19 protein-coding genes are annotated in these 20,481 nt (G+C 41.5%); 7 read left to right on the plus strand and 12 right to left on the minus strand.

What is annotated here, in order from left to right; translation table 11 throughout:
- A complete protein-coding gene (locus FTU80_RS05070) occupies positions 1-1,299 on the minus strand; it encodes an FAD-dependent oxidoreductase (protein WP_180084408.1) in 1,299 nt (432 codons plus the stop codon).
- Between the two features lie 430 nt (positions 1,300-1,729).
- Complete coding sequence (locus FTU80_RS05075) at positions 1,730-2,608, minus strand: pirin family protein (RefSeq protein ID WP_078190517.1); 879 nt, start codon at positions 2,606-2,608, stop codon at positions 1,730-1,732.
- Between the two features lie 328 nt (positions 2,609-2,936).
- Between FTU80_RS05075 and ycaC the strand changes: the two genes are divergently transcribed.
- Entirely contained in the window at positions 2,937-3,563 is a 627-nt protein-coding gene (gene ycaC, locus FTU80_RS05080) for an isochorismate family cysteine hydrolase YcaC (protein ID WP_078193174.1), read from the plus strand.
- Between the two features lie 107 nt (positions 3,564-3,670).
- Entirely contained in the window at positions 3,671-4,594 is a 924-nt protein-coding gene (locus FTU80_RS05085; protein ID WP_180084409.1) for a LysR substrate-binding domain-containing protein, read from the plus strand.
- Positions 4,595-4,661: 67 nt separating this feature from the next.
- Here the strand turns inward: FTU80_RS05085 and ahpC are convergent, their stop codons facing one another.
- Together ahpC and FTU80_RS05095 are read right to left on the minus strand one after the other, a co-directional pair.
- Entirely contained in the window at positions 4,662-5,225 is a 564-nt protein-coding gene (ahpC, locus tag FTU80_RS05090) for an alkyl hydroperoxide reductase subunit C (RefSeq protein WP_078190520.1), read from the minus strand.
- Between the two features lie 162 nt (positions 5,226-5,387).
- On the minus strand, positions 5,388-6,026 hold the full coding sequence (locus tag FTU80_RS05095) for a TetR/AcrR family transcriptional regulator (protein ID WP_180084410.1): 639 nt from the start codon (positions 6,024-6,026) through the stop codon (positions 5,388-5,390).
- 132 nt (positions 6,027-6,158) lie between these two features.
- Between FTU80_RS05095 and FTU80_RS05100 the strand changes: the two genes are divergently transcribed.
- Positions 6,159-6,623, plus strand: a complete 465-nt coding sequence (locus tag FTU80_RS05100; protein ID WP_180054205.1) for a hotdog fold domain-containing protein — start codon at positions 6,159-6,161, stop codon at positions 6,621-6,623.
- Positions 6,624-6,745: 122 nt separating this feature from the next.
- Here the strand turns inward: FTU80_RS05100 and ssb are convergent, their stop codons facing one another.
- The 3 genes from ssb to FTU80_RS05115 form a co-directional block, all read right to left on the minus strand.
- Entirely contained in the window at positions 6,746-7,333 is a 588-nt protein-coding gene (ssb, locus tag FTU80_RS05105) for a single-stranded DNA-binding protein (RefSeq protein WP_180084411.1), read from the minus strand.
- 51 nt (positions 7,334-7,384) lie between these two features.
- Positions 7,385-8,749: an MFS transporter gene (locus FTU80_RS05110; protein WP_111884498.1), complete on the minus strand. Its 1,365-nt coding sequence runs from the start codon at positions 8,747-8,749 to the stop codon at positions 7,385-7,387.
- A gap of 155 nt (positions 8,750-8,904) precedes the next feature.
- Positions 8,905-9,990: a DUF475 domain-containing protein gene (locus tag FTU80_RS05115; RefSeq protein WP_180035454.1), complete on the minus strand. Its 1,086-nt coding sequence runs from the start codon at positions 9,988-9,990 to the stop codon at positions 8,905-8,907.
- Positions 9,991-10,197: 207 nt separating this feature from the next.
- Between FTU80_RS05115 and tenA the strand changes: the two genes are divergently transcribed.
- A complete protein-coding gene (gene tenA, locus FTU80_RS05120; RefSeq protein ID WP_078193179.1) occupies positions 10,198-10,863 on the plus strand; it encodes a thiaminase II in 666 nt (221 codons plus the stop codon).
- A gap of 107 nt (positions 10,864-10,970) precedes the next feature.
- Here tenA and FTU80_RS05125 read toward each other — a convergent pair whose 3' ends face one another.
- The 3 genes from FTU80_RS05125 to FTU80_RS05135 all read right to left on the minus strand — a co-directional run bounded on the left by FTU80_RS05125 (position 10,971) and on the right by FTU80_RS05135 (position 12,776).
- A complete protein-coding gene (locus FTU80_RS05125) occupies positions 10,971-11,693 on the minus strand; it encodes a hypothetical protein (protein WP_180084412.1) in 723 nt (240 codons plus the stop codon).
- A 189-nt stretch (positions 11,694-11,882) separates the two neighbouring features.
- Positions 11,883-12,221, minus strand: coding sequence for a GlpM family protein (locus FTU80_RS05130; RefSeq protein WP_111884495.1), 339 nt, complete (start codon positions 12,219-12,221; stop codon positions 11,883-11,885).
- 171 nt (positions 12,222-12,392) lie between these two features.
- Positions 12,393-12,776: a hypothetical protein gene (locus tag FTU80_RS05135; protein WP_257221437.1), complete on the minus strand. Its 384-nt coding sequence runs from the start codon at positions 12,774-12,776 to the stop codon at positions 12,393-12,395.
- A gap of 179 nt (positions 12,777-12,955) precedes the next feature.
- On the opposite strand from FTU80_RS05135, the gene uvrA reads away from it, so the two are divergent.
- On the plus strand, positions 12,956-15,787 hold the full coding sequence (gene uvrA, locus FTU80_RS05140; RefSeq protein ID WP_180084413.1) for an excinuclease ABC subunit UvrA: 2,832 nt from the start codon (positions 12,956-12,958) through the stop codon (positions 15,785-15,787).
- Between the two features lie 59 nt (positions 15,788-15,846).
- Positions 15,847-16,359, plus strand: coding sequence for a hypothetical protein (locus FTU80_RS05145; protein WP_180084414.1), 513 nt, complete (start codon positions 15,847-15,849; stop codon positions 16,357-16,359).
- 454 nt (positions 16,360-16,813) lie between these two features.
- Here the strand turns inward: FTU80_RS05145 and blaOXA are convergent, their stop codons facing one another.
- The gene (gene blaOXA / locus FTU80_RS05150) at positions 16,814-17,665 is read right to left on the minus strand and encodes a class D beta-lactamase (protein WP_373685174.1); all 852 of its coding nucleotides are present in this window, start codon (positions 17,663-17,665) and stop codon (positions 16,814-16,816) included.
- A gap of 202 nt (positions 17,666-17,867) precedes the next feature.
- Between blaOXA and FTU80_RS05155 the strand changes: the two genes are divergently transcribed.
- Positions 17,868-18,677 (plus strand): toxin-antitoxin system YwqK family antitoxin, encoded by an 810-nt coding sequence (locus FTU80_RS05155; protein ID WP_180084415.1) that lies wholly within the window; start codon positions 17,868-17,870, stop codon positions 18,675-18,677.
- Positions 18,678-18,718: 41 nt separating this feature from the next.
- On the opposite strand, the gene FTU80_RS05160 is transcribed toward FTU80_RS05155, so the two are convergent.
- Positions 18,719-20,425 (minus strand): diguanylate cyclase, encoded by a 1,707-nt coding sequence (locus FTU80_RS05160; protein ID WP_180084416.1) that lies wholly within the window; start codon positions 20,423-20,425, stop codon positions 18,719-18,721.
- Positions 20,426-20,481: the final 56 nt, after the last annotated feature.

Below are 20,481 nucleotides of genomic sequence, written 5' to 3' on the forward strand. Positions count from 1 at the left end.
TTAGTAACCGAGTTGAGGGGCAACCTCCACTTTAGGTTTTAAACCCACAAACGGCAATGGCGCACCAAAAATTTCTGCAATATGCATAGCAGATGTTACCGCGGACTCTAAAATCGGCAGACCATCGCAAGACCATGAGCCACAAAAGAAGACTTTACGCTCAGGGGATAAATGTCGTTGCTGTAACTCTTTATTCAGCGCCACGGTATGTGAATCCACCACTGCGCGTGTCAAACTGACCGAAGAGATCACTTTTTTAGGATCAATCGGTGTCACTGGCTGCCAAGTTTGGAACACTGGAGTTTTACCCACCAAGCTCGGCTCGATTGAGTTAAGCCACACGGTAAATTGCTGACGGGTAAATTTACGGTCCATCATATAACTCAGTACAGACCAATCTTTACGCTTCGGCGGCATCACGGTTTGATCGGTGTGAATCACCAACTGACCTTGCTCAAATTTAAATTTCTTTAAGAGCTCCATATCGTCAGCAAACTGGGTTGAATCTAAAAATTCTTCCGTTTTGGTGGTTGGTGTCGCAACAACTACACGATCGAATAGATGATGTGCTCCCGCCTCAGTTTCCACCAAGACTTTATCGTCTTGCTCGTGCACTTTGGTAATTGCCGTACCACTTTGAATATTTAAACCTTCAATCAGTTTATCAACCAACGCAGGTGTACCACCTTGGATACGCAGCAAGGCATCACCATTGGTCAATTGACGCAAGAAAATCAATAGCGGTTTTGCAGGCCATTCGCCAATCGTTTTCGGGTTACAGGTGCAAATGGTATACAACACAGGCATGACCGCACCATGCCAAAATACTTCTTCAATTTCATTTTTATTAATGAACTCGGCAAGCGTGATGTCCTGATTTTTTGATTTAAAAAATCGAGTGATCGCGGCTTTGAGTTGCAACATTCCTTTGACTAAACGCCAGCCATATTGTTGTAAGCCTTTACGGTTATTAATAATTGGGAAATTACCAATACGGCTACGACTAGTGGTCAACCACGTTTCTGTACGATCTTCAAATAGCCAACTGCATGCCATATAGGTACGGACTGGGAAAGTTTTAATCCCTAAATGGGTCGCCAAACTTAAGGTATTTTTCCAGAGGTGTGGATTCATCACACGCAAAGGGGCATCGATCAAGCCACCTTCAAACTCAGTGCTGTGGCTATCCATACCACGACCAGGCAGAGCTTCGAAAATTGTAATGTTATGCCCTGCGTCTTTAAGAATTCTTGCGGTAGCCAGCCCAGCCATGCCACTACCGATGACTGCAATTTCCAATTTTCTTTTCCATCTATAAAACACAGTTTAAAAGTATGACTGATCAGAAGTTAAAAATAGCTATTAAAAAATACCAGATTCGCACTTTTTGTATGGATTTCAGTACAGCGGTTTTTAAGTTAAATTTACAAATATTTACAGTCAAAAAGCACACAATTTAAGCTTTGTTTTTTAAACATATTTTTCTTTAAAATTTTAATTACTCTATAAAACCAAACAATTAAATTAACCATTTTTATAACTTTCGGTTTACTTTAAAGCCAAGTCTCGCTAAGATGCGCCACATAAGAAAGTGATAAATTCATCACAATTTATAAAAAGTAAAATGATATTTAAATCATGACAACTATAAATACTACAGCGCTCAATAAAAAAGCCTCTGACTGTTCAGAGGCTTTTTTTTCGGCTATTTCAATGTCATGAATTTCGCTTAAGCTTCATGCGCCAGTGCAATTTCACCAAATTTTCCGTTATTGAAATCATCAAAGGCTTGAATGATTTCAGCTTTGCTATTCATCACAAATGGGCCATAACCTTGAATCGGCTCATTTAGTGGCTCACCGCTAAGTAACAGAAATTGTGTGTCCTGCAACGCTTGTAGCTGAATGGCGATATCGTCTTTGGCAAACATGACCATCGAACTGTCTTGCACTTTATGGCTTTCATTCACCACAACCTCACCCTTCAAGACCACCAAAATGGTGTTATGCCCTTCAGGTACATGTAAGGTGGTTTCATATTGAGCTTTCAACTCACCATCCCAGACATTCACTGGACTAAAGGTCTGTGCTGGCCCAAGGTGACCACCCATTTCACCGGCAATCACCCGAATATGCCCTGCACCTTCATCCATGTCTATGCGAGGAATATCTTGGCGTGTGATCGCTTGGTAACGAGGCTGAGTCATTTTGTCTTTTGCCGGTAAATTCACCCACAATTGAACCATCTCAAAAAGACCACCTGCTTGAGCAAATTCAGGCGAATGAAATTCTTCATGTACCAAACCCGAACCTGCGGTCATCCATTGCACATCACCCGTTTGAATTGTGCCGCCACCACCACTTGAGTCTTTATGAGTCACTTCACCGCTGTAGGCGATAGTCACGGTTTCAAAACCACGATGTGGATGTGAACCCACGCCATGCTGTGCAGTGGTGGGATCGAACTGATAAGGTGCTGCATAATCCAAAAGCAAAAATGGGCTAATCGCCTGACCTAGACGATCATAGGAAAATAAGCTTTTGACTGGAAAACCATCGCCCACCCAGTGCATTTGCTGATTACGATAAACACCAATTACTTTTTTCATTTCTTAGCTCCTATATTCATACGATAGGATGAACATAGCGCTAATTTTAAACTTTGAAATACTTACTGACCATCATCCAGATAGCATTCTATATCTCAAATATAGAACAATAATCAGTAATACAATCTAAAATTTACTCAAAAACAAGCATTGATTTGAAAAATATAGGGGTTTAAGTCATATTCAACAATAAATTATCCCAATTTTATGATTGTTTTTCTCATTTAAACCCATTCCGTTATCCCATTTTTATAGCTATGCTAAATCGAGTTAACACGCAGACTTCATCTGATCCTGCGTACTTGCAAACAGGAAAGAGGACAATAAAATGGGCAAACCTTACGTTCGTTTAGACAAAGACAATGCCGCGGTACTTTTAGTTGACCATCAAACAGGTCTACTTTCATTGGTTCGCGATATTGATCCAGATAAATTTAAAAATAATGTGCTTGCACTGGCTGCAGCCGCGAAATATTTTAATCTTCCAACAATTCTCACCACCAGTTTTGAACAAGGTCCAAACGGGCCATTGGTTCCAGAACTCAAAGAAATGTTCCCTGACGCACCTTATATTGCACGACCAGGTCAAATTAATGCTTGGGATAATGAAGATTTTGTGAAAGCAGTCAAAGCAACCGGCAAAAAACAATTGATTATTGCCGGTGTAGTGACTGAGGTTTGTGTGGCATTCCCAACCTTGTCTGCTTTAGAAGAAGACTTTGACGTCTTTGTGGTGACCGATGCTTCAGGTACTTTCAACCATTTAACCCGCGACTCAGCGTGGGAACGTATGACGCAAGCGGGTGCACAGCTCATGACGTGGTTTGGTACCGCGTGTGAATTACACCGTGACTGGCGTAATGATATTGAAGGTTTAGGTGCGCTTTTCGGCAATCATATTCCAGACTACCGTAACTTAATCAACAGCTATACGCAAAATACTGAAAAGAAATAATCCTCCAGTAGTAAAAAGCGGCTTCGAGCCGCTTTTTTTATACCTGATGTATAAATTGACGTATGATGATTTGAATTGAAATAATTTTTCACTGCATAAGGTGATCCATGCATTCATTTGATGACTATTACTACTTTTATTTGGTGGTGAAACATGGCGGTTTTAGCGCTGCAAGTGAAGCATCGAATATTACAAAATCAAAATTAAGCCGACGCATTTTAGATCTCGAAGCCAAATATAATGTCACCCTTATTCAGCGTTCTACCCGACACTTTAAGGTCACGACATTAGGCCAAGAATTGTATGAAGAATGCATAAAAGTGATCGAACAAGTCGAATGTGCGCATCAGGTACTCCTGAAGCAAAAAAGTGAACTTGAAGGCTTGGTTAAAATTAGCTGTCCACCGGTCATGATGAAACATCAAATTCGCCCCTTGTTAAATCAGTTTTTAAAAGATCATCCCAAAGTTCAGGTCGAACTCGAGCTGTCTAGCCGCCGTGTGGATGTCTTACATGACGACATTGATTTAGCGATTCGCACCAATTTTAGTAAGAATGAAGACTCGAGCATTATTGTACGTGACGTGATTAAAACCGTGCATTGCTTAGTGATTAGTCCTGAACTTTTACAAGGACGCGAGTTAAAGCATATTACGGAATTGACAGAATTTCCGAGTATCGTTTTGGGCACACAGAAAAACCGCTATCAATGGCATTTGCATCATACGGGACAGCAAGAACAGATTGAAATTACCTTACAGCCTCGGATTAAAAGCAATGACTTAGCCGGTGCTTATTATGCAGCACTCGATGGTTTAGGCATTGCAGACTTACCCTATTTAACCGTGCAAGCAGATATTGAGGCAGGTCGTTTAATTCACCTCTTCCCCGAATGGTGCTCAAATGTCGGTACGGTACAATTGGTATATGCTTCGCGCAAAGGTCAACGCCTAGTCATGGAAAGATTAATTGACTATTTAGTCGATGGAGTTCGTGGCTATGCTCCAGAACATGATGGCTATTTAGTCTAATGATCTAAACCACAAAAAAGCCAGAACTGAGTTCTGGCTTTTTTAAATCTACGGTTGGATCACCAAATTAGATTTTACCCACTAGGTCGATCGATGGTGCAAGCGTCGCTTCACCTTCTTTCCATTTTGCAGGACATACTTCACCTGGGTGTGCATGTACATATTGAGCAGCTTTTACTTTACGCATCAATTCAGAAGCATCACGACCAATACCACCTGCATTGATTTCAACGATTTGGATCTTACCTTCAGGGTCAATTACGAAAGTACCACGGTCAGCAAGACCATCCGCTTCAATTAAAACATCAAAGTTTTTCGCAAGTGTCCAAGTTGGATCGCCAACCATTGGGTATTCGATTTTCTTAATTTCTTCAGAAGAATCGTGCCAAGCTTTATGCGTGAAGTGTGTATCAGTAGATACTGAATAAATTTCTACGCCCATTTTTTTGAATTCAGCATAGTGATCAGCAAGATCGCCTAATTCTGTTGGACATACAAAAGTAAAGTCAGCAGGATAGAAAAACACCACAGACCATTTACCGTAGAAGTCTTTTTCTGAAACTTCAATAAATTGACCGTCTTGGTAAGCGGTAGCGTTAAATGGTTTTACTTCAGTATTAATTAAACTCATTTGATATTCCTCTAACTCATTTCAAGGATTGCTTATCTGTTGAAGCTAGAATACGACTTATCAAATCATAGGTAAAACCGAACTTTTTTATAAAAACTATCGGATTTTTAGATTTATTATTTAAATCAATCTTTACCTTTCCATCGTACAAAGCAATCAATTTCAATGAGTGCAAGCCTTTATATCCATACAGAGGGCCTGCCAAGCAGCCTGTGTAAACTGTTGTTTATAGTGTGATGGTGGCGTTTTGACTTTATGCGACAACCATGCCCGACAATAATTTTCCGTTGCCCCTAAGACCAAAGACATCATTAATTCTTTGGGTAAATGCTCGATCAAATGCCAATCGGATTGTGCGGTCAACCAATCCAGCAGCGCGGTATTGCGTTGTAGATTATGTTGTTTTAACTCGGCTTGTAGCGTTTCCTTACGCATACTAAACCCTGCCGCATACAAGAATGCTGCAAAATCAGGATACGCTTCGACCCAGTCGATATACGAGCACAAAATGGCTTGAATGCCTTCCTGCAGCGATTGGGCCTGTGTCAAGGCGTCTGCCCTTTTCGCAAATTGATCTTGCAATGCCGCAAAATACAATGCTGCTACTAAACCATCTTTATTTTTAAAATGATGGTAAATCGCACCAACACTGGTCTCTGCGCGGTCTCGCACAAGTTCAATCGTCGTCGTTTCAATCCCTTGTTCTAAAAAACATGCAAGGGCTTCTCCTAAGATCTGCCGTTTAAGTTCCGCTCTGCGACCGCTGTAAATTCGTTGCAATAATGCTTGATTTGACGACATTGATACTTTCCTTTGCTCGGGTCATTTTAAAACAATGTTGGCTTTTTTTAATAGCTGTAACGTCATTTACGCCATTAACAGAATATTATTCCGTATTAGAATTATATTCTGAATAATGAAGGATAATTAAGCATGAGCCAAGCATTAAAATTATGGAAGACCTTCCAAAACAAACCCGCAGGGAAATGGACTTTTTCTAAATTGCTGTGTTTAAAAGCACCGTATTTCAGTAGTATTTCGCCTGTTTTTGATGAATTAAAGCCCCAATACTGTGAACTACATATTAAAAAACAGCGCAGTGTGCTGAATCATATTGGCACTGTCCACGCGATTGCCATGTGTAATATGGCTGAATTGGCTGGCGGTACCATGACCGATGTGACCGTTCCGAGCAGCCATCGTTGGATTCCCAAAGGCATGACTGTGGAATATTTGAAAAAAGCCGATACAGATTTAACGGCCATTGCCACGCCTGTCGATGCTAATTTTACGTGGAATGCAGGGAGTGATTATTTGGTGAATGTCGTGGTGAACAACACGCGTAATGAAGCCGTTTTTAAAGCCGTAATTACCATGTGGGTTTCTGCAAAAAAATAAGTCGTCGACTCAATTGCAAAATGAAACTGATCTTTCAAGATGAGACCTACGAAAAAAACCCTCAAGATTGAGGGCTTTTTTTGATGATGATCTACCGTTTTAAACGCTGTGTTTAAGGTTCATTAAAACGGTAAGTCATCATCTAAATCTGCTGCTGCAGGAGCCGGTGTCGGTGCAGGCTGTTGTTTTGGCGCAAAACCACCTGGGTTGTTATTGCCATAGCTATTGCCTTGAGCCGGTTGGTTATTGCCATAACCGCCTTGGTTTGAGCTATTACCGTAGCCACCTTGGTTTTGGTTATTGTTATAACCACCTTGTTGATTATTAAAACGAGGCTGACCAAAATCACTGCCTTGACCTTGTTCGCCTTGTTGGCGATTATTGTCAAGCATTTGCATTTGTTCACCACGAATTTCAGTCGTGTAACGCTCTTGACCGCCTTGATCTGTCCACTGACGAGTACGTAATGAACCTTCAATATAAACTTTAGAACCTTTGCGCAAATATTGCTGTGCAATTTCACCTAAGCGGTTATGTAACACAATACGGTGCCATTCTGTTTGCTCTTTACGTTCACCTGTATTTTTATCTGTCCATGAATCACTCGTTGCAATTGAAAACTGAGTGAGAGAACCACCATTTGGGAAAGTTTTTGTTTCAGGGTCACGACCCAAAGTACCAACTAAAATGACCTTATTTACACCACGCATCAGACGTATTCTTCCTATTTGTTTCTATTATTTACTTTATAAGAGTTATGCTTAAATGGCTACCTCTTTCCCTAACAAGTGCGTTAAATGTTGTCGCGCAGATTCATCCATCTGCTGCTTATCCACTTTTACATAAGCCACTTGCTGGTCAGACATCACCACAACTTCTTCAATACCACGAATTGCTAAAAGCTGAGAAGTCCATTCATCCGTTTCTTTATCTTCAGGCAAACTGAAAACCATAGACGATAAATAACGCGGCTGAGCCAACCCAAAACTAATGATCAACCATAAAATGGCTAGCCCTGTCAGGATGCCCCATCCCATTGCCGTATCATTTAGCAACAGAAGTTGCCCACCAATCATACCACCAAAAAATGCCCCCAGAAACTGACTGCTGGCGTTCACCCCCATGGCAGTCGCTTTGGATTGAATTGGAGCCGCTTTCGATAACCATGACGGTAATAATGCCTCCATCACATTAAATGCAATAAAGAATAAACCTAAGCCTGTCAGCAAAATATATTTTGATTCGAAACCAAAAATTAAGATGCCCAATCCTAAAATAATGCCACCAATGGCGGTCAAGAAAATGCCGCGCATTTTGCGATATTTTTCCGCCAAAATAATACTTGGAAATGCAAAAAACAGGCTCACGACCAAAAGCGGCAAATACACCAGACCATGTGAATGTAATGGAATATTGGCAAAGTCAATCAACTGAGACGGCACATAGATAAACATCGCTGTGAGCAGTAAATGCAATGAAAAGACTGAAACGTGCAACCGATTTAGATCAGGCATTTTCAGTACTTGCTTTAACTGCGTCAGATAACCTTGTTGAAAATTTTTATGATGACGCGTTACTTTCGGTACCAATAGCAACATCGCAATCGCGGCAAGTCCCATGATGGTGGTCACCCAAAATAAACCCGAGATGCCGACTAAACCTGTGAGCCAAGGCCCAAGGCTGAACGCGACCACAAAGGACAAACCGATACTCATCCCCATCATAGCCATGGCTTTGGTACGCTGTTCTTCACGTGTAACATCGGCTAACAAAGCCATCACTACCGCAGATACAGCACCACCACCAGCAATCGCACGCCCGATAATTACGCCATAGATGCTATCGGACATCGCCGCAATTGCACCGCCTAAAGCAAACAACAGCAGCCCAATTACCACCAACGGTTTACGACTATAACGGTCTGCAATTAGACTAAACGGGATCTGTAAAATCGCTTGAGTTAAACCATAAACACCCACCGCTAAACCAATAAGTGCTGGTGTTGCCCCTGCATATTGCTGACCTGCCACAGAGAAAACAGGAATAATCATGAACAGCCCCAGCATACGTAAGGCGAAAATACTACTCAAAGCAAAAGTTGAGCGTCGTTCAAGAGCATTCATCATAGCTGGTTAAAAATTCATTAATCTTGGAATGGGATTATAGGACATTCAGCTTAAAGCGAAGCAGGATTTTTATTGATTTTAAATATCCTGATGATTGGACAAATAAAAAGCGCAGCTGATGCTGCGCTTTTTGGGAGATTTTAGGCAAATTTAAATTAGCCTAGATTTTCTTGACGCTTTTTATATTGAATTGAGGCAATCACAGCCCAAACAATAAATGCCACACCAATTAGACCCGTTACCACTTCAGGGACATGAAGACCTGTGCCACTCGCCAACATAATGAAGGCCAAAGCACCAATCGCATAATGCGCACCATGTTCAAGGAAGATATAAGCATCTAAGGTGCCTTTATCCACTAAGTAAATGGTCATTGAACGCACGAACATAGCACCAATAGCAAGACCGAGCATAATGATTACGACATCAGAGGTAATCGCAAATGCACCAATCACACCATCAAAACTGAATGAGGCATCGAGTACTTCAAGGTAAAGGAAACCACCAAAACCTGCTTTGATCACGCCCGTCGGTACGCCATTTGCGTCATGTCCAACCGCATTACCGTTTTCATCGACTTCAGGTTCGCCACCCAATAAATGACTCAGTACTTGGACACCGATATATACCACGATCCCCCAAATACCCGCCATCACTACCGCTAAACGAGAAGCTTCAGCCACGTTTGCTGCCATTACCAATAATGCAATTAGGGCAATAAACACGGACATCGCAGGAACGTTCGCAAGATTGGCCAAACGGCGCTCTAACCAACGGAACCAATGGGTATCTTTCCCTTCATCTAAGAAGAAGTTCAGGAACACCAACAATAAGAAAGCACCACCAAAGGCCGCAATTTCTGCATGATGTGCCATCAATTTTGCAGAGTATTCAATTGGATTATTCAATGCCAATTGCACCACTTCCATTGCGCCCATGTCAGCCGTTACAGCAACAATGACGATTGGGAAAATCAAACGCATACCGAATACAGCAATCACGATCCCGACGGTTAAGAAAATCATTTTCCAGAAATGATCCCAACCACGGAGTACCGATGCATTCACTACAGCGTTATCAAATGACAATGATACTTCCATCACTGCCAAAATTGCAGTAATGGTCAGTGCTGTCAGCATGGCTTGCACGCCTGCATTTGGGCCATGATTCAGCCCCCAATATGCAGAAATAGCAAGACACACGATCGTAAAGACGATTGAGAAACCAAAATGTTTCATCATGATAGATCGACCTATTCATTTAATAAGATTTCAAAATGAGGGAATACCCAGTTTGAAGCTAAGTTTATGGCGCAATTATGCCGCTTTTCAGGATTGAAACCAAAAATTATTCGTTACATTTTGAATAAACACTCTAAGATGGAGGCTCTCAATTACATCGCATCATGGTGTAGACCCGTCTTTCATTTTTAACGACAGGAATGTTCAATGCGTTTTTCTGAAGAAGTTTGGCAACGTAATACCGCGTTATATCAGCAGATTCTCCATCTACCGTTTAATCAGGAATTGGCTCAGGGCAGTTTAAGCCGCGACGCCTTTTGCCACTATGTCATTCAGGATGCCCATTATTTATTGGCCTATGGTCGTGCACTTGCAGTGTGTGCAGCCAAGGCATTTGATGCCGACGATGTGATTCAGTTTTCTGAAGCGGCAAAAATTGCCATCGTGGTGGAACGCAGTCTGCACAATGACTTTATGCAAGGTTTCAATATTAGCAAAGAACAGTTTGAAAATACTCCACTGACCCTTGCCTGCCATCATTACACTTCATTTCTAACAGCGACAGCATGGTCAGAAAGTTACCCTGTGGTCCTTGCCTCACTCCTGCCTTGCTTTTGGATCTATGCTGAAGTCGGCAAAGCCATTGTCAGCCAATCTGTGCCTAATAACCCTTACCAAGCATGGATCGACACCTACTCAGGTGAAGACTTCAATACTGCTGTGCAAAACGTGATTCAAACTATTGATCGAGTGGCGGCTCGCTGCGATGCAGATACACGTGAAAAAATGCATGCGGCTTATACGAACGGCGCAAAATTAGAATGGATGTTCTGGGACAGCGCGTATCAACAGCGCACATGGCCTGTAGAATAAACCTTTGATTTAAAATGTATAAAAAATTAAGGATCTAAAATTGCTTTTAGATCCTTTTTTATACGGTTGGATTCGGTTCAAATGACCTTGCACGATCATTTCAGGCATTAGCGTTTAAAACGATACCATCCGAGGAAAATCCCCATCGCGATAATCACCAAAAAAATCGCAAAACGTGCTTCACGCAACTCACTGCGCGCTGCTTTGCGTTCCTGCATTTCTTCTGAATGAAATTGTGATTTGATCATCGGATCTAGTTGAGCAATAGCCAATAAATCTTTGGGCTTTTCACCTTTGCCTAAAATGAAATACAGCCCTTTCACCTGCATTTCATTGAGTTTACCCAGTTCAATATTCAGTTGAGTAGCTTGTGCATTATAGTCAGGCACCCAATCTTCTACGCGGGCATATACATGGGCACGACTAATATCAAAGATTGATGCATCCTGCACTTTCTTGCCCGTTTGATCTTCCAGTTGTTCACTCAAATCGGAGAATTGGGACAGTACATAGTCTTTTTTCTGTGCCAACTGTACACCATCAAAAGCATACTCTTGTATTTTTTGTGCAGGATTATTTTTCGATAATAAACCTTGGGGAGCGACTTTAAAGTCCAGAACAGTATTGTCAGGGACTTGGTTGGTTTGCAGCACCATATAGACCACAGACCATAGCTGTTCATTTTGCCCGACCGCAGGCACGCTCACGCTATAACGCTGCTCGGCTGCAGGGTCAATAAACTGTTCAAACGCGAGGATTTGACTGTCTTCAGCCCACAGGATTTGGCTTAAAAACATGAGGCAGATGATCACCCAAAATTGTTTTAACATTATTTGCTCTTATCATGATTATTTGCTGTTCTTTCAGAATTATAATTAATTATTCAAATGCTTACATTTAAAATCACACATTTAACGATTGGAAATTCATCATAATTTTAGCCAAATCTATAGTTTTATAAATGATCTAGAACCCATAAAAAATTGATCTAAATCAGCATCGATATAGGCTTTTGATGCTTACTGAAAACTCTGCCATGCATAAATCAAAACAGCCGCAGCAAGTACCCAACTCAACGTTGCTACACTCAAACATGCCGTTAAACTCACACGTGTTGCGAGCAGGTACACCATCAATAAATAAATGAAATACGGGATGAGAGACCAGAGTCCAAACAGTGCAGTTTTTTGTAATGCGGCTGCACCCTGATCATTTGCCACGATCACATGGGCAATCAACGCAAAAGTCGGAAACAATGGAACCAAACCTGCAATATAAAACGCCTTACTTTTAGACAGCAAAGCAATTAATACCACAACAAAGGCACCCATTAAGCTTTTGAGAAATAAGGACAACATGGCATTCTATAGTTTCGAGAAAACTGCATTTTACGCCTTTTCTGCGATAGTCCTGAGATTTTCCAATGGATTGTTATGCGCATGACACAGGAGATTTAAACGATGAACTCAAAACAGTCACAGCGCTTTTATATTAACGATGAACTCAAAACAGTCACAGCGCTTTTATATTTATGCACCTTTACACCACAGGCTAGATGTAAAGCGCGCCTTTTGTTGCTCAGCCATGTGCTTAAACTGTGCTTGAACTTTTAAATCTTCAGCACTCATCAAATGTTGATTGTTTTCAACAATTGCCAAAACCAAATCAAACTGTTGAGGAATTTTTTCGCAAGCCAGCTGCTTTTTTTCAGCTTCTGTTTTGGCTTGACCTAATTTCGCAATATACAGATCAATTTTTTCACTTTCGGTATTCAGCGCCAAAGTTGCTTGTTCTAAGCTGTCATATTTTTGCGCTTTCGGTGTTTGGTTCGGGGTACATGCACTCAAAAACACACTACACATCAATAAACCCATCACACCTAATGTTGGATTGAGATGAAGTTGCCATTTCATGTTAAAAGTCCTAGATTGCTGATTTGCAGATGTTTTAGGGCATCGGCACAGACAGCTATATTTTGATTCGGCCTTTTTTCTCACAAAGTCACGCATAAATCTAGGTTTAAATTACACTTGAACATTTTTCATGCGCTATCATATATAGGTTTTTCGATGAATATTTTAGGACCCCTTGCATGAGCCAAAGCCATATCCGTATTCGAGGCGCACGTACCCATAACTTAAAAAATGTGTCACTCGATATTCCACGCGACAAGTTTGTGGTCATTACGGGTCTTTCTGGTTCAGGGAAGTCCTCTTTGGCTTTTGATACCTTGTATGCTGAAGGTCAACGTCGCTATGTTGAGTCCTTATCTGCCTATGCACGCCAATTCCTTTCGCAAATGGAAAAGCCCGAAGTTGACTCGATTGAAGGCTTGAGTCCTGCGATTGCCATCGAACAAAAATCAACGAGCCACAACCCGCGCTCAACAGTGGGAACAATCACCGAAATTTACGACTATTTACGTCTACTCTATGCCCGTGTCGGCACGCCGTATTGTCCTGAACATGACCTCCCGATGGTGGCTCAGACTGTGTCTGAAATGGTTGATACCGTCAAAGGTCTAGAAGAAGGTACGGCGCTTATGTTGCTTGCCCCTGTGGTCCGTGACCGTAAGGGTGAATACACCAACTTATTTGAACAATTACAAGGTCAGGGTTTTGTCCGTGCCCGTGTCGATGGTGAAGTTATTGATATCGACACACCACCCGAATTAGACAAAAAGAAAAAGCACACCATCGAAGTCGTTGTTGACCGTTTTAAAGTTCGTGATGACCTCGGTAACCGTATTGCAGAAAGCTTTGAAACGGCTTTACGCATGGGCGGCGATATTGCCATTTTGTCGTGGATGAAAGGCGAACAAGAAGATCGCGTATTTTCTGCGAAACACTCTTGCCCTGAATGTGAACGTGCCGTTGGTGAACTTGAACCACGGCTATTTTCCTTCAACAATCCATTCGGTGCCTGCCCTGTTTGTGATGGTTTAGGCACACGCAGCCATTTTAGTGCTGACAAATTGATTCCCAATAATGAAGTTTCGATTAGCCAAGGGGCAATCCGTGGTTGGGACCGTCAACGTCCGTATTACTACAGCATGATCCAAAAAGTTGCCGATCATTTTGGTTATTCTCTAGACACACCGTGGAATGAACTCGATGCCGAGACCAAAAAGAAATTCCTTTATGGTACAGGCAAGGAAAAAGTTGACCTCAGCTATATTGATGAACGTGGTCGTTCGCACAAACGTGTGCAAGCCTTTGAAGGGATTCTACCTCACCTAGAGCGTCGCTATCGTGAAACGGAGTCGAACTATGTGCGTGAGGATTTAGCACAGTATTTATCCAATGCCGCATGTGATGCTTGCGGTGGCTCACGTCTCAATGAAATTTCACGTCATGTCCGAGTTAAAGATAAAACCATCGCGCAAATCACCAAGATGTCGATTGGCGATGCTGAAAGCTATTATCAAGACCTCAACTTAAGCGGTGCCAAAGGCGAAATTGCTGACAAGATTTTCAAAGAGATTCGTGAACGTTTGCACTTCCTCGTCTCTGTGGGTTTGAACTATTTAAGTTTATCGCGTTCGGCAGAAACACTGTCGGGTGGTGAAGCTCAGCGTATTCGTTTGGCTTCGCAAATTGGCGCGGGCCTGATGGGCGTAATGTACGTGCTGGATGAACCCTCTATTGGTTTGCATCAGCGTGATAATGACCGCCTATTGGAAACCCTAGTACGTTTGCGTGACTTAGGTAATACCGTATTAGTTGTAGAACATGATGAAGATGCGATCCGTGCCGCCGACCATATTATTGATATTGGCCCCGGTGCAGGTGTGCATGGCGGTCATGTGATTGCCGAAGGGACGTATGATGAAATTTTGGCAAATCCAGATTCATTAACTGGTCAATATCTATCAGGAAAGCTCAGTATTGATGTGCCGAAAACACGCACACAACCGCCAAAACCTGAAGAGCAAATTAAGTTAATGGGCGCTGCGGGTCATAACCTGAAAAATGTCGATTTGACTATTCCTTTAGGTGTGATGACCTGTGTAACGGGTGTATCAGGTTCAGGTAAATCGACGCTGATTAACCGTACTTTGTTACCGCTTGCAGCGACTCAATTGAATGGTGCAACCACACTGACTGCGGAAAAATTTGACTCGATTGATGGCTTACAGTTCCTCGATAAAGTCGTCGATATTGATCAAAGCCCAATTGGTCGTACACCACGTTCAAACCCAGCAACTTACACCGGTTTGTTCACCCCAATTCGTGAACTGTTTGCGCAAACACCTGAAGCCAAAGCACGTGGTTATGCGGCAGGTCGTTTCTCGTTTAATGTGAAAGGCGGTCGCTGTGAAGCCTGCGAAGGCGACGGTATGATTAAGGTCGCAATGCACTTCTTACCTGATATGTATGTGCCTTGTGATGCCTGCCACGGCAAGCGCTATAACCGTGAAACGTTAGAAGTTGGTTATAAAGGTCGTAATATTTCAGATGTCTTAGAAATGACGGTTGAAGATGCAATGCATTTCTTCGATGCCATTCCTGTGATCCACCGTCGTTTGGAAACCTTGAACCAAGTAGGCTTGGGCTATATCCGTTTGGGTCAGTCTGCAACCACACTTTCAGGTGGTGAAGCGCAGCGTGTGAAATTGGCTCGTGAGTTGGCAAAACGTGATACAGGTAAAACCTTGTACGTGCTTGATGAACCGACGACAGGTCTGCATTTCCATGATATTGCCAAATTACTCGACATCCTGCATGAGCTACGTAATAAGGGCAATACCATTGTGGTGATTGAGCATAACTTGGATGTGATTAAAACCGCCGATTGGATTGTAGACTTAGGCCCTGAAGGTGGTGCGGGCGGCGGTATGATTATTGCCGAAGGTACGCCTGAATTTGTTGCGAAGAATAAAGTGTCACATACAGCGAAGTTCTTAAAGCCGATGTTGAAATAAGATTCACTTTCCTTTAAGTGCATGATAAAACGGTGATTCATTCACCGTTTTTTATTTATATGACTTTATTAGAGATAATTGATACAGCCGTAAAAATTGGTTTAGGAGCACTGATAACTGGCGTAATTACCTACTTAAATCAAAAGGCAAATATTTCAGCATCAGTAGCAAAAGATAACCTTCTATATAATCGTAATTTATTGACCAATATTTCCAAAGATCTCGAGGAAATAAATCATCTCGTTTTAAAAATTTGGGCAATTTTTGAATTTGAAACAAAACAATCTCAACCAGCTCTTAATGAGATTTCAGACAGACTTAAACCTCTAAGACACGCACTTTTTAATGACTTTAATTTGCTTAGCAAAAATGAAGGTTTACTTCTTTTACATGGATATATTGAACAACAAGAAAAGCTAAGAATTTATGGCGAATTACTCGGAAAATTTAACGCTTATACACTTTGTAAAAATGGAGCTATCAATGTTGAAACAACTGCTCAATATAGAGTTGAAATTTTAGAAGCTAGAAAATCACTTTATACGAGCTTAAACAAAGCCCTTTCTAAATAAATTCTTGTTCTTCACAATATTCAATCACATGACGGCGACATGGATGTCGCCTGTTTGACTGGGGCAGCACGGATGTGCCCTCAGTCAAACAAAAGCATTTTGCCTACTTTTGTGCTTTCAAAAGTAGGAATCTCCTACGCAATGGAAACTCAAACCCAATGCAAAGCGAGGACGTTTAGAAAGCATATTTTTTTGAAAATAACCTGAACTAAATCCATCCACAAAATTTGCGCCATCCTTTTATACATTCTACTCGAACCGTTCGGACGTACCTTCAGTCAAACAAAAGCATTTTGCTTACTTTTGTGCTTTCAAAAGTAAGATAAATCCTACGCAATGGAAGCTAAAACCTAATGCAAAGCGAGGACGTGCCAAATTAAAATTCAAAATTCAAAATTCAAAATTCAAAATTCAAAATTCAAAATTCAAAATTCAAAATTCAAAATTCAAAAAATTAACGTAAATAATGAAACACACCCAACTTATCCAACACATCCAAAGTTAACTGCTTACGCTCTGCCACATCATCCCCTGCTGCCATCTGCAAATTCAAACTAAACGCCGTGATCTTGCCATGACCATCATCCACCCAACCGGTATACCAACCGACTTGGGGTTCCACATCCATGCCCCAACCGCTCTTGGCATATAACTTTGCATCGCCACGGCTTTCAATAAAAAGCATGTCTTTGACCTGCTTTTGTACCGTAACATCAAACGGTAATTTCTCTGTCGCAAGCTGATACGCAAATTTGACTTCTTGTTCAGGCGTAATCTTTAACGGCCCGACCAACCAAAAATTATCCACCTGTTTGCCAATATTGGCATTGCCAAAACCGACCCGTTTGACTTCTTGTTGCATTAGCGCCAAGCCTATTCGCCTTGCCAGTTCCTGATATACAGGAACTGCAGATGCTTGCATCGCTTCACCCAAAGTCAGGTCTTTTTCCCATGACGGGAAAGCACGTTTTTCACCTTTCCATTTAAAAACTTCAGTGGTTGTCGCCTTCTCATGCTGCAAACCAATTAAAGCATTTAACATTTTAAAGGTAGATGCAGGAATGTATTCAGTGTGGGCGCGCTGTAAGTCATTGCCATAATGACTTAAACGCTGACCATCAAATGTGACAAATACTGCCTGTGTTTGTGCTTGATTAAATAAAGACGGAATCTCACTCACCCGTGAATTTTCTAAATTGGCTTGAGTGGTTTGTTTTAAATGTTGAGATGAATCCAACATGCCTTCATTTGTTGTACATGCTGACAAACCCAGGACAGTCATCAACGGTAGATATATTTTTTTCATTGCACTATTTTTATGGCGTTTAAAGTCCACAGTATAAGATGAAGTTCAGACCTGAATTGTGTACTTTTCAACAGTCTTGTATCTGTTCCAAACTTAGCTTAACCACTATTTATTTTTAAACAAAACATCCTTATGATGACGCCTATCGTGGACTCAACAACGAATAATTTTTAATTTTTTAAAATATAAAAGCATACTAACAATGAATAAATTTATCTTAAGTTTCAGCCTCTTATTATGTCCGATATATAGCTTTGCCGATGGCTATCTAAACGAATACATGGTGCTGTTTGTCTCACAAGAAGACCCCGATCTTAGCCCATGGAAAGATAAGCCGCAGTGTAAAGCCCTCAGTACCCCGACTTCACACAAAGGGATCTATGAAAATCAATATGTCTATGCCAATGGCAATGCCCTAACCACCATCTTTCTGAGCAACAGCAAAATTAAAAATGGTGAATGTGAACATCTCATTCACTTTCCAGATGGTATTCAAGGCTCAGGCGTATTTGAAAGTTTCTTCCCCAACGGCAAATCCCGTAGCCGCATTGCCTATAAAAATGGGGAGTACGAAGGCAAACTCGAGTTTTGGTTTGCCAATGGGATAAAAGAGCAAGAAAGTAGCATCATCAATGGTGAATCTCAGGGGGATTACAAAATTTGGCATCCGAATGGCCAACTGGCTTTTTCTCAAAATTATAAAAATGGGATCGAAAATGGCCTGCGCCAACGCTGGTATAGCGATGGTAAACCGTGGACCTATGCCAATTTTCAAAACAATAAATTGATTGGCGAGCTGAAAATGTGGTTTGAAAACGGCAAACTAGAACGCCAAGGTTATTATCGTAATGGCGTTCGTCATAACAGTTATAAAATTTGGTATGACAATGGGCAACCTGAAGCGGTGCTTCAGTACAATTTAGGCAAAATTACCCAAGCCCAGTGTTGGAATGTAGATGGTAGTCAAATGAACCAACAAGCCTGCAATAAATTATATAAAGATGAAGATTAATTCATTTGTCTGGCTAACTTTATGAATCTGCCAAGCTGCGTTTAGACTGAAACACGATCACGCCCCGCAGCTTTGGCTTTAAATAATGCTTGGTCTGCTCGCTCTAATAAATCGATCCAGTTTTCGGCCCCCACTGCCACACCAATACTCACCGTCACAATGAGATCGGCTTCGTCCTCTGCCAAATTAAAATTCACATTCTGAATATCGTGCCGTATAGTTTCGGCAATGTGTTGGGCTTTGAGCATATTAATCCCCTCGATCAGGACTAAAAACTCATCTCCACCATATCGCACCACCAAGTCGGATGAACGAATATGTTTTCGTAATTGATTGGCAACATGTTGAATCACCAAATCGCCGACAATATGCCCATAGCGATCATTCACCTGTTTAAAGTGATCAATATCAATCACGATCAGTGCTGTATGTAAAAAGCCTGAATTTTGGCTGTCGCGAAATTTAATATATTCATCTAAGGCAAAACGATTGGCGACATTGGTGAGTGAGTCAGTATTGGCAATATGTTTAAGCTGAAATTCAAAGGCATCACGCTGTTCCAGCATGTTTTCAATATGCTGAATGGCGTCAAATAAACTGAGATAACCTACTTTGGCAGGTTCAATCACGCCTTGATCCATTTGTCGGTGCCGAGCCAGTTTAAATAACTGATTACGAGCACGAATTAAAGGTTCAAACACCCATTTCTTGGCATAGAACATCGTTAATAATGCAGTCAGTAATGACACGAGTGAGACAAAAAGCGTAAAGATCAATTTATTTCGCGCTTCACGTTGTTCATCCGCAGCTACTTTGAGACTGTAATCTAAAATATAACTTTGCAATTCCACCACTGTGACAAATTTGTTGACCATTGCATCAGTGAGCTGGGTGCCATCCATGTGATAACGCTGATGTTGAAGACTTTTTTGAGTCAAACCATCAATAATTGGCAAACCTTTATCTAAAAATTCCGTCCTTACCGCATGATGTAACTGTTTAAACTCGGGAGTTTTGTCATGTTCAGACTGCACGACATTGATCAATTCCCATAGATAGCGTGTTTGACGCTGGGTTTGTAAACTCCGCGCTAAATTTTGCTCTGGAATTTCCTGTTGAAATGATACCGCAGCCATAATATTTGATGCGACTCTTCCCGCCTGATCACGTAATTCTGCCAGTAATAAAATCAGCGTGTAATAATTCGATACACGGGTATCTTTACCATGTGAATGATTGACCAATTTCTGCATGGCAATATAGCTTTGATCCCAAGCTTGGAACATCGCCAAAATGGCATGATCCAATTTTTTAGCTTCACGCTGTTGTGTCGGCAGCGCAATATATTGATCGACCGTTTTGCGACCCTGCAACAAATATGGATATAAATTGGACTCTAACTGCTGGGCGATCGGTGCAAAGCCCGTTTCTTTTAAAACTTTCAGTGTATCTTGATATTGCCGATCAACGCCTTGACGATATTCAGCCAACTCAATAATTTTTTGCTCGCGCTGTTCACCTTGACTCGACATTGCACTGTTAGCTGGCGCACGTTCACGGGAAATTTGGTTGGTTAAATCTGCCACCATTTTCAGCATCTGAATTTCTTTCAGCGCTTCGGCACTTTTGAGGTAGTTTTGATTGCTGCTCACAATCAATGGAACACTGATAAATACGATAGACAAGACGATTACTAGCATCGCAAGTTGCAAGCGCTTACTAATATGCTCTGTTCGTAATGTTTCCATCTATTTTATGCCCCACACTTGTTGCATACCCCAACCCACTTCTCAACTAAACGCGG

The organism is Acinetobacter sp. YH12145, assembly GCF_013418335.1.
Lineage (GTDB): Bacteria > Pseudomonadota > Gammaproteobacteria > Pseudomonadales > Moraxellaceae > Acinetobacter > Acinetobacter amyesii.

Bases quoted from the DNA above. Each gene is read 5' to 3' on its own strand.
- FTU80_RS05075 (WP_078190517.1), bottom strand. From the start codon at position 2,608: ATGAAAAAAGTAATTGGTGTTTATCGTAATCAGCAAATGCACTGGGTG.
- ycaC (WP_078193174.1), top strand. From the start codon at position 2,937: ATGGGCAAACCTTACGTTCGTTTAGACAAAGACAATGCCGCGGTACTT.
- FTU80_RS05085 (WP_180084409.1), top strand. From the start codon at position 3,671: ATGCATTCATTTGATGACTATTACTACTTTTATTTGGTGGTGAAACAT.
- ahpC (WP_078190520.1), bottom strand. From the start codon at position 5,225: ATGAGTTTAATTAATACTGAAGTAAAACCATTTAACGCTACCGCTTAC.
- FTU80_RS05095 (WP_180084410.1), bottom strand. From the start codon at position 6,026: ATGTCGTCAAATCAAGCATTATTGCAACGAATTTACAGCGGTCGCAGA.
- FTU80_RS05100 (WP_180054205.1), top strand. From the start codon at position 6,159: ATGAGCCAAGCATTAAAATTATGGAAGACCTTCCAAAACAAACCCGCA.
- ssb (WP_180084411.1), bottom strand. From the start codon at position 7,333: ATGCGTGGTGTAAATAAGGTCATTTTAGTTGGTACTTTGGGTCGTGAC.
- FTU80_RS05110 (WP_111884498.1), bottom strand. From the start codon at position 8,749: ATGATGAATGCTCTTGAACGACGCTCAACTTTTGCTTTGAGTAGTATT.
- FTU80_RS05115 (WP_180035454.1), bottom strand. From the start codon at position 9,990: ATGATGAAACATTTTGGTTTCTCAATCGTCTTTACGATCGTGTGTCTT.
- tenA (WP_078193179.1), top strand. From the start codon at position 10,198: ATGCGTTTTTCTGAAGAAGTTTGGCAACGTAATACCGCGTTATATCAG.
- FTU80_RS05125 (WP_180084412.1), bottom strand. From the start codon at position 11,693: ATGTTAAAACAATTTTGGGTGATCATCTGCCTCATGTTTTTAAGCCAA.
- FTU80_RS05130 (WP_111884495.1), bottom strand. From the start codon at position 12,221: ATGTTGTCCTTATTTCTCAAAAGCTTAATGGGTGCCTTTGTTGTGGTA.
- FTU80_RS05135 (WP_257221437.1), bottom strand. From the start codon at position 12,776: ATGAAATGGCAACTTCATCTCAATCCAACATTAGGTGTGATGGGTTTA.
- uvrA (WP_180084413.1), top strand. From the start codon at position 12,956: ATGAGCCAAAGCCATATCCGTATTCGAGGCGCACGTACCCATAACTTA.
- FTU80_RS05145 (WP_180084414.1), top strand. From the start codon at position 15,847: ATGACTTTATTAGAGATAATTGATACAGCCGTAAAAATTGGTTTAGGA.
- blaOXA (WP_373685174.1), bottom strand. From the start codon at position 17,665: ATGAAAAAAATATATCTACCGTTGATGACTGTCCTGGGTTTGTCAGCA.
- FTU80_RS05155 (WP_180084415.1), top strand. From the start codon at position 17,868: ATGAATAAATTTATCTTAAGTTTCAGCCTCTTATTATGTCCGATATAT.
- FTU80_RS05160 (WP_180084416.1), bottom strand. From the start codon at position 20,425: ATGGAAACATTACGAACAGAGCATATTAGTAAGCGCTTGCAACTTGCG.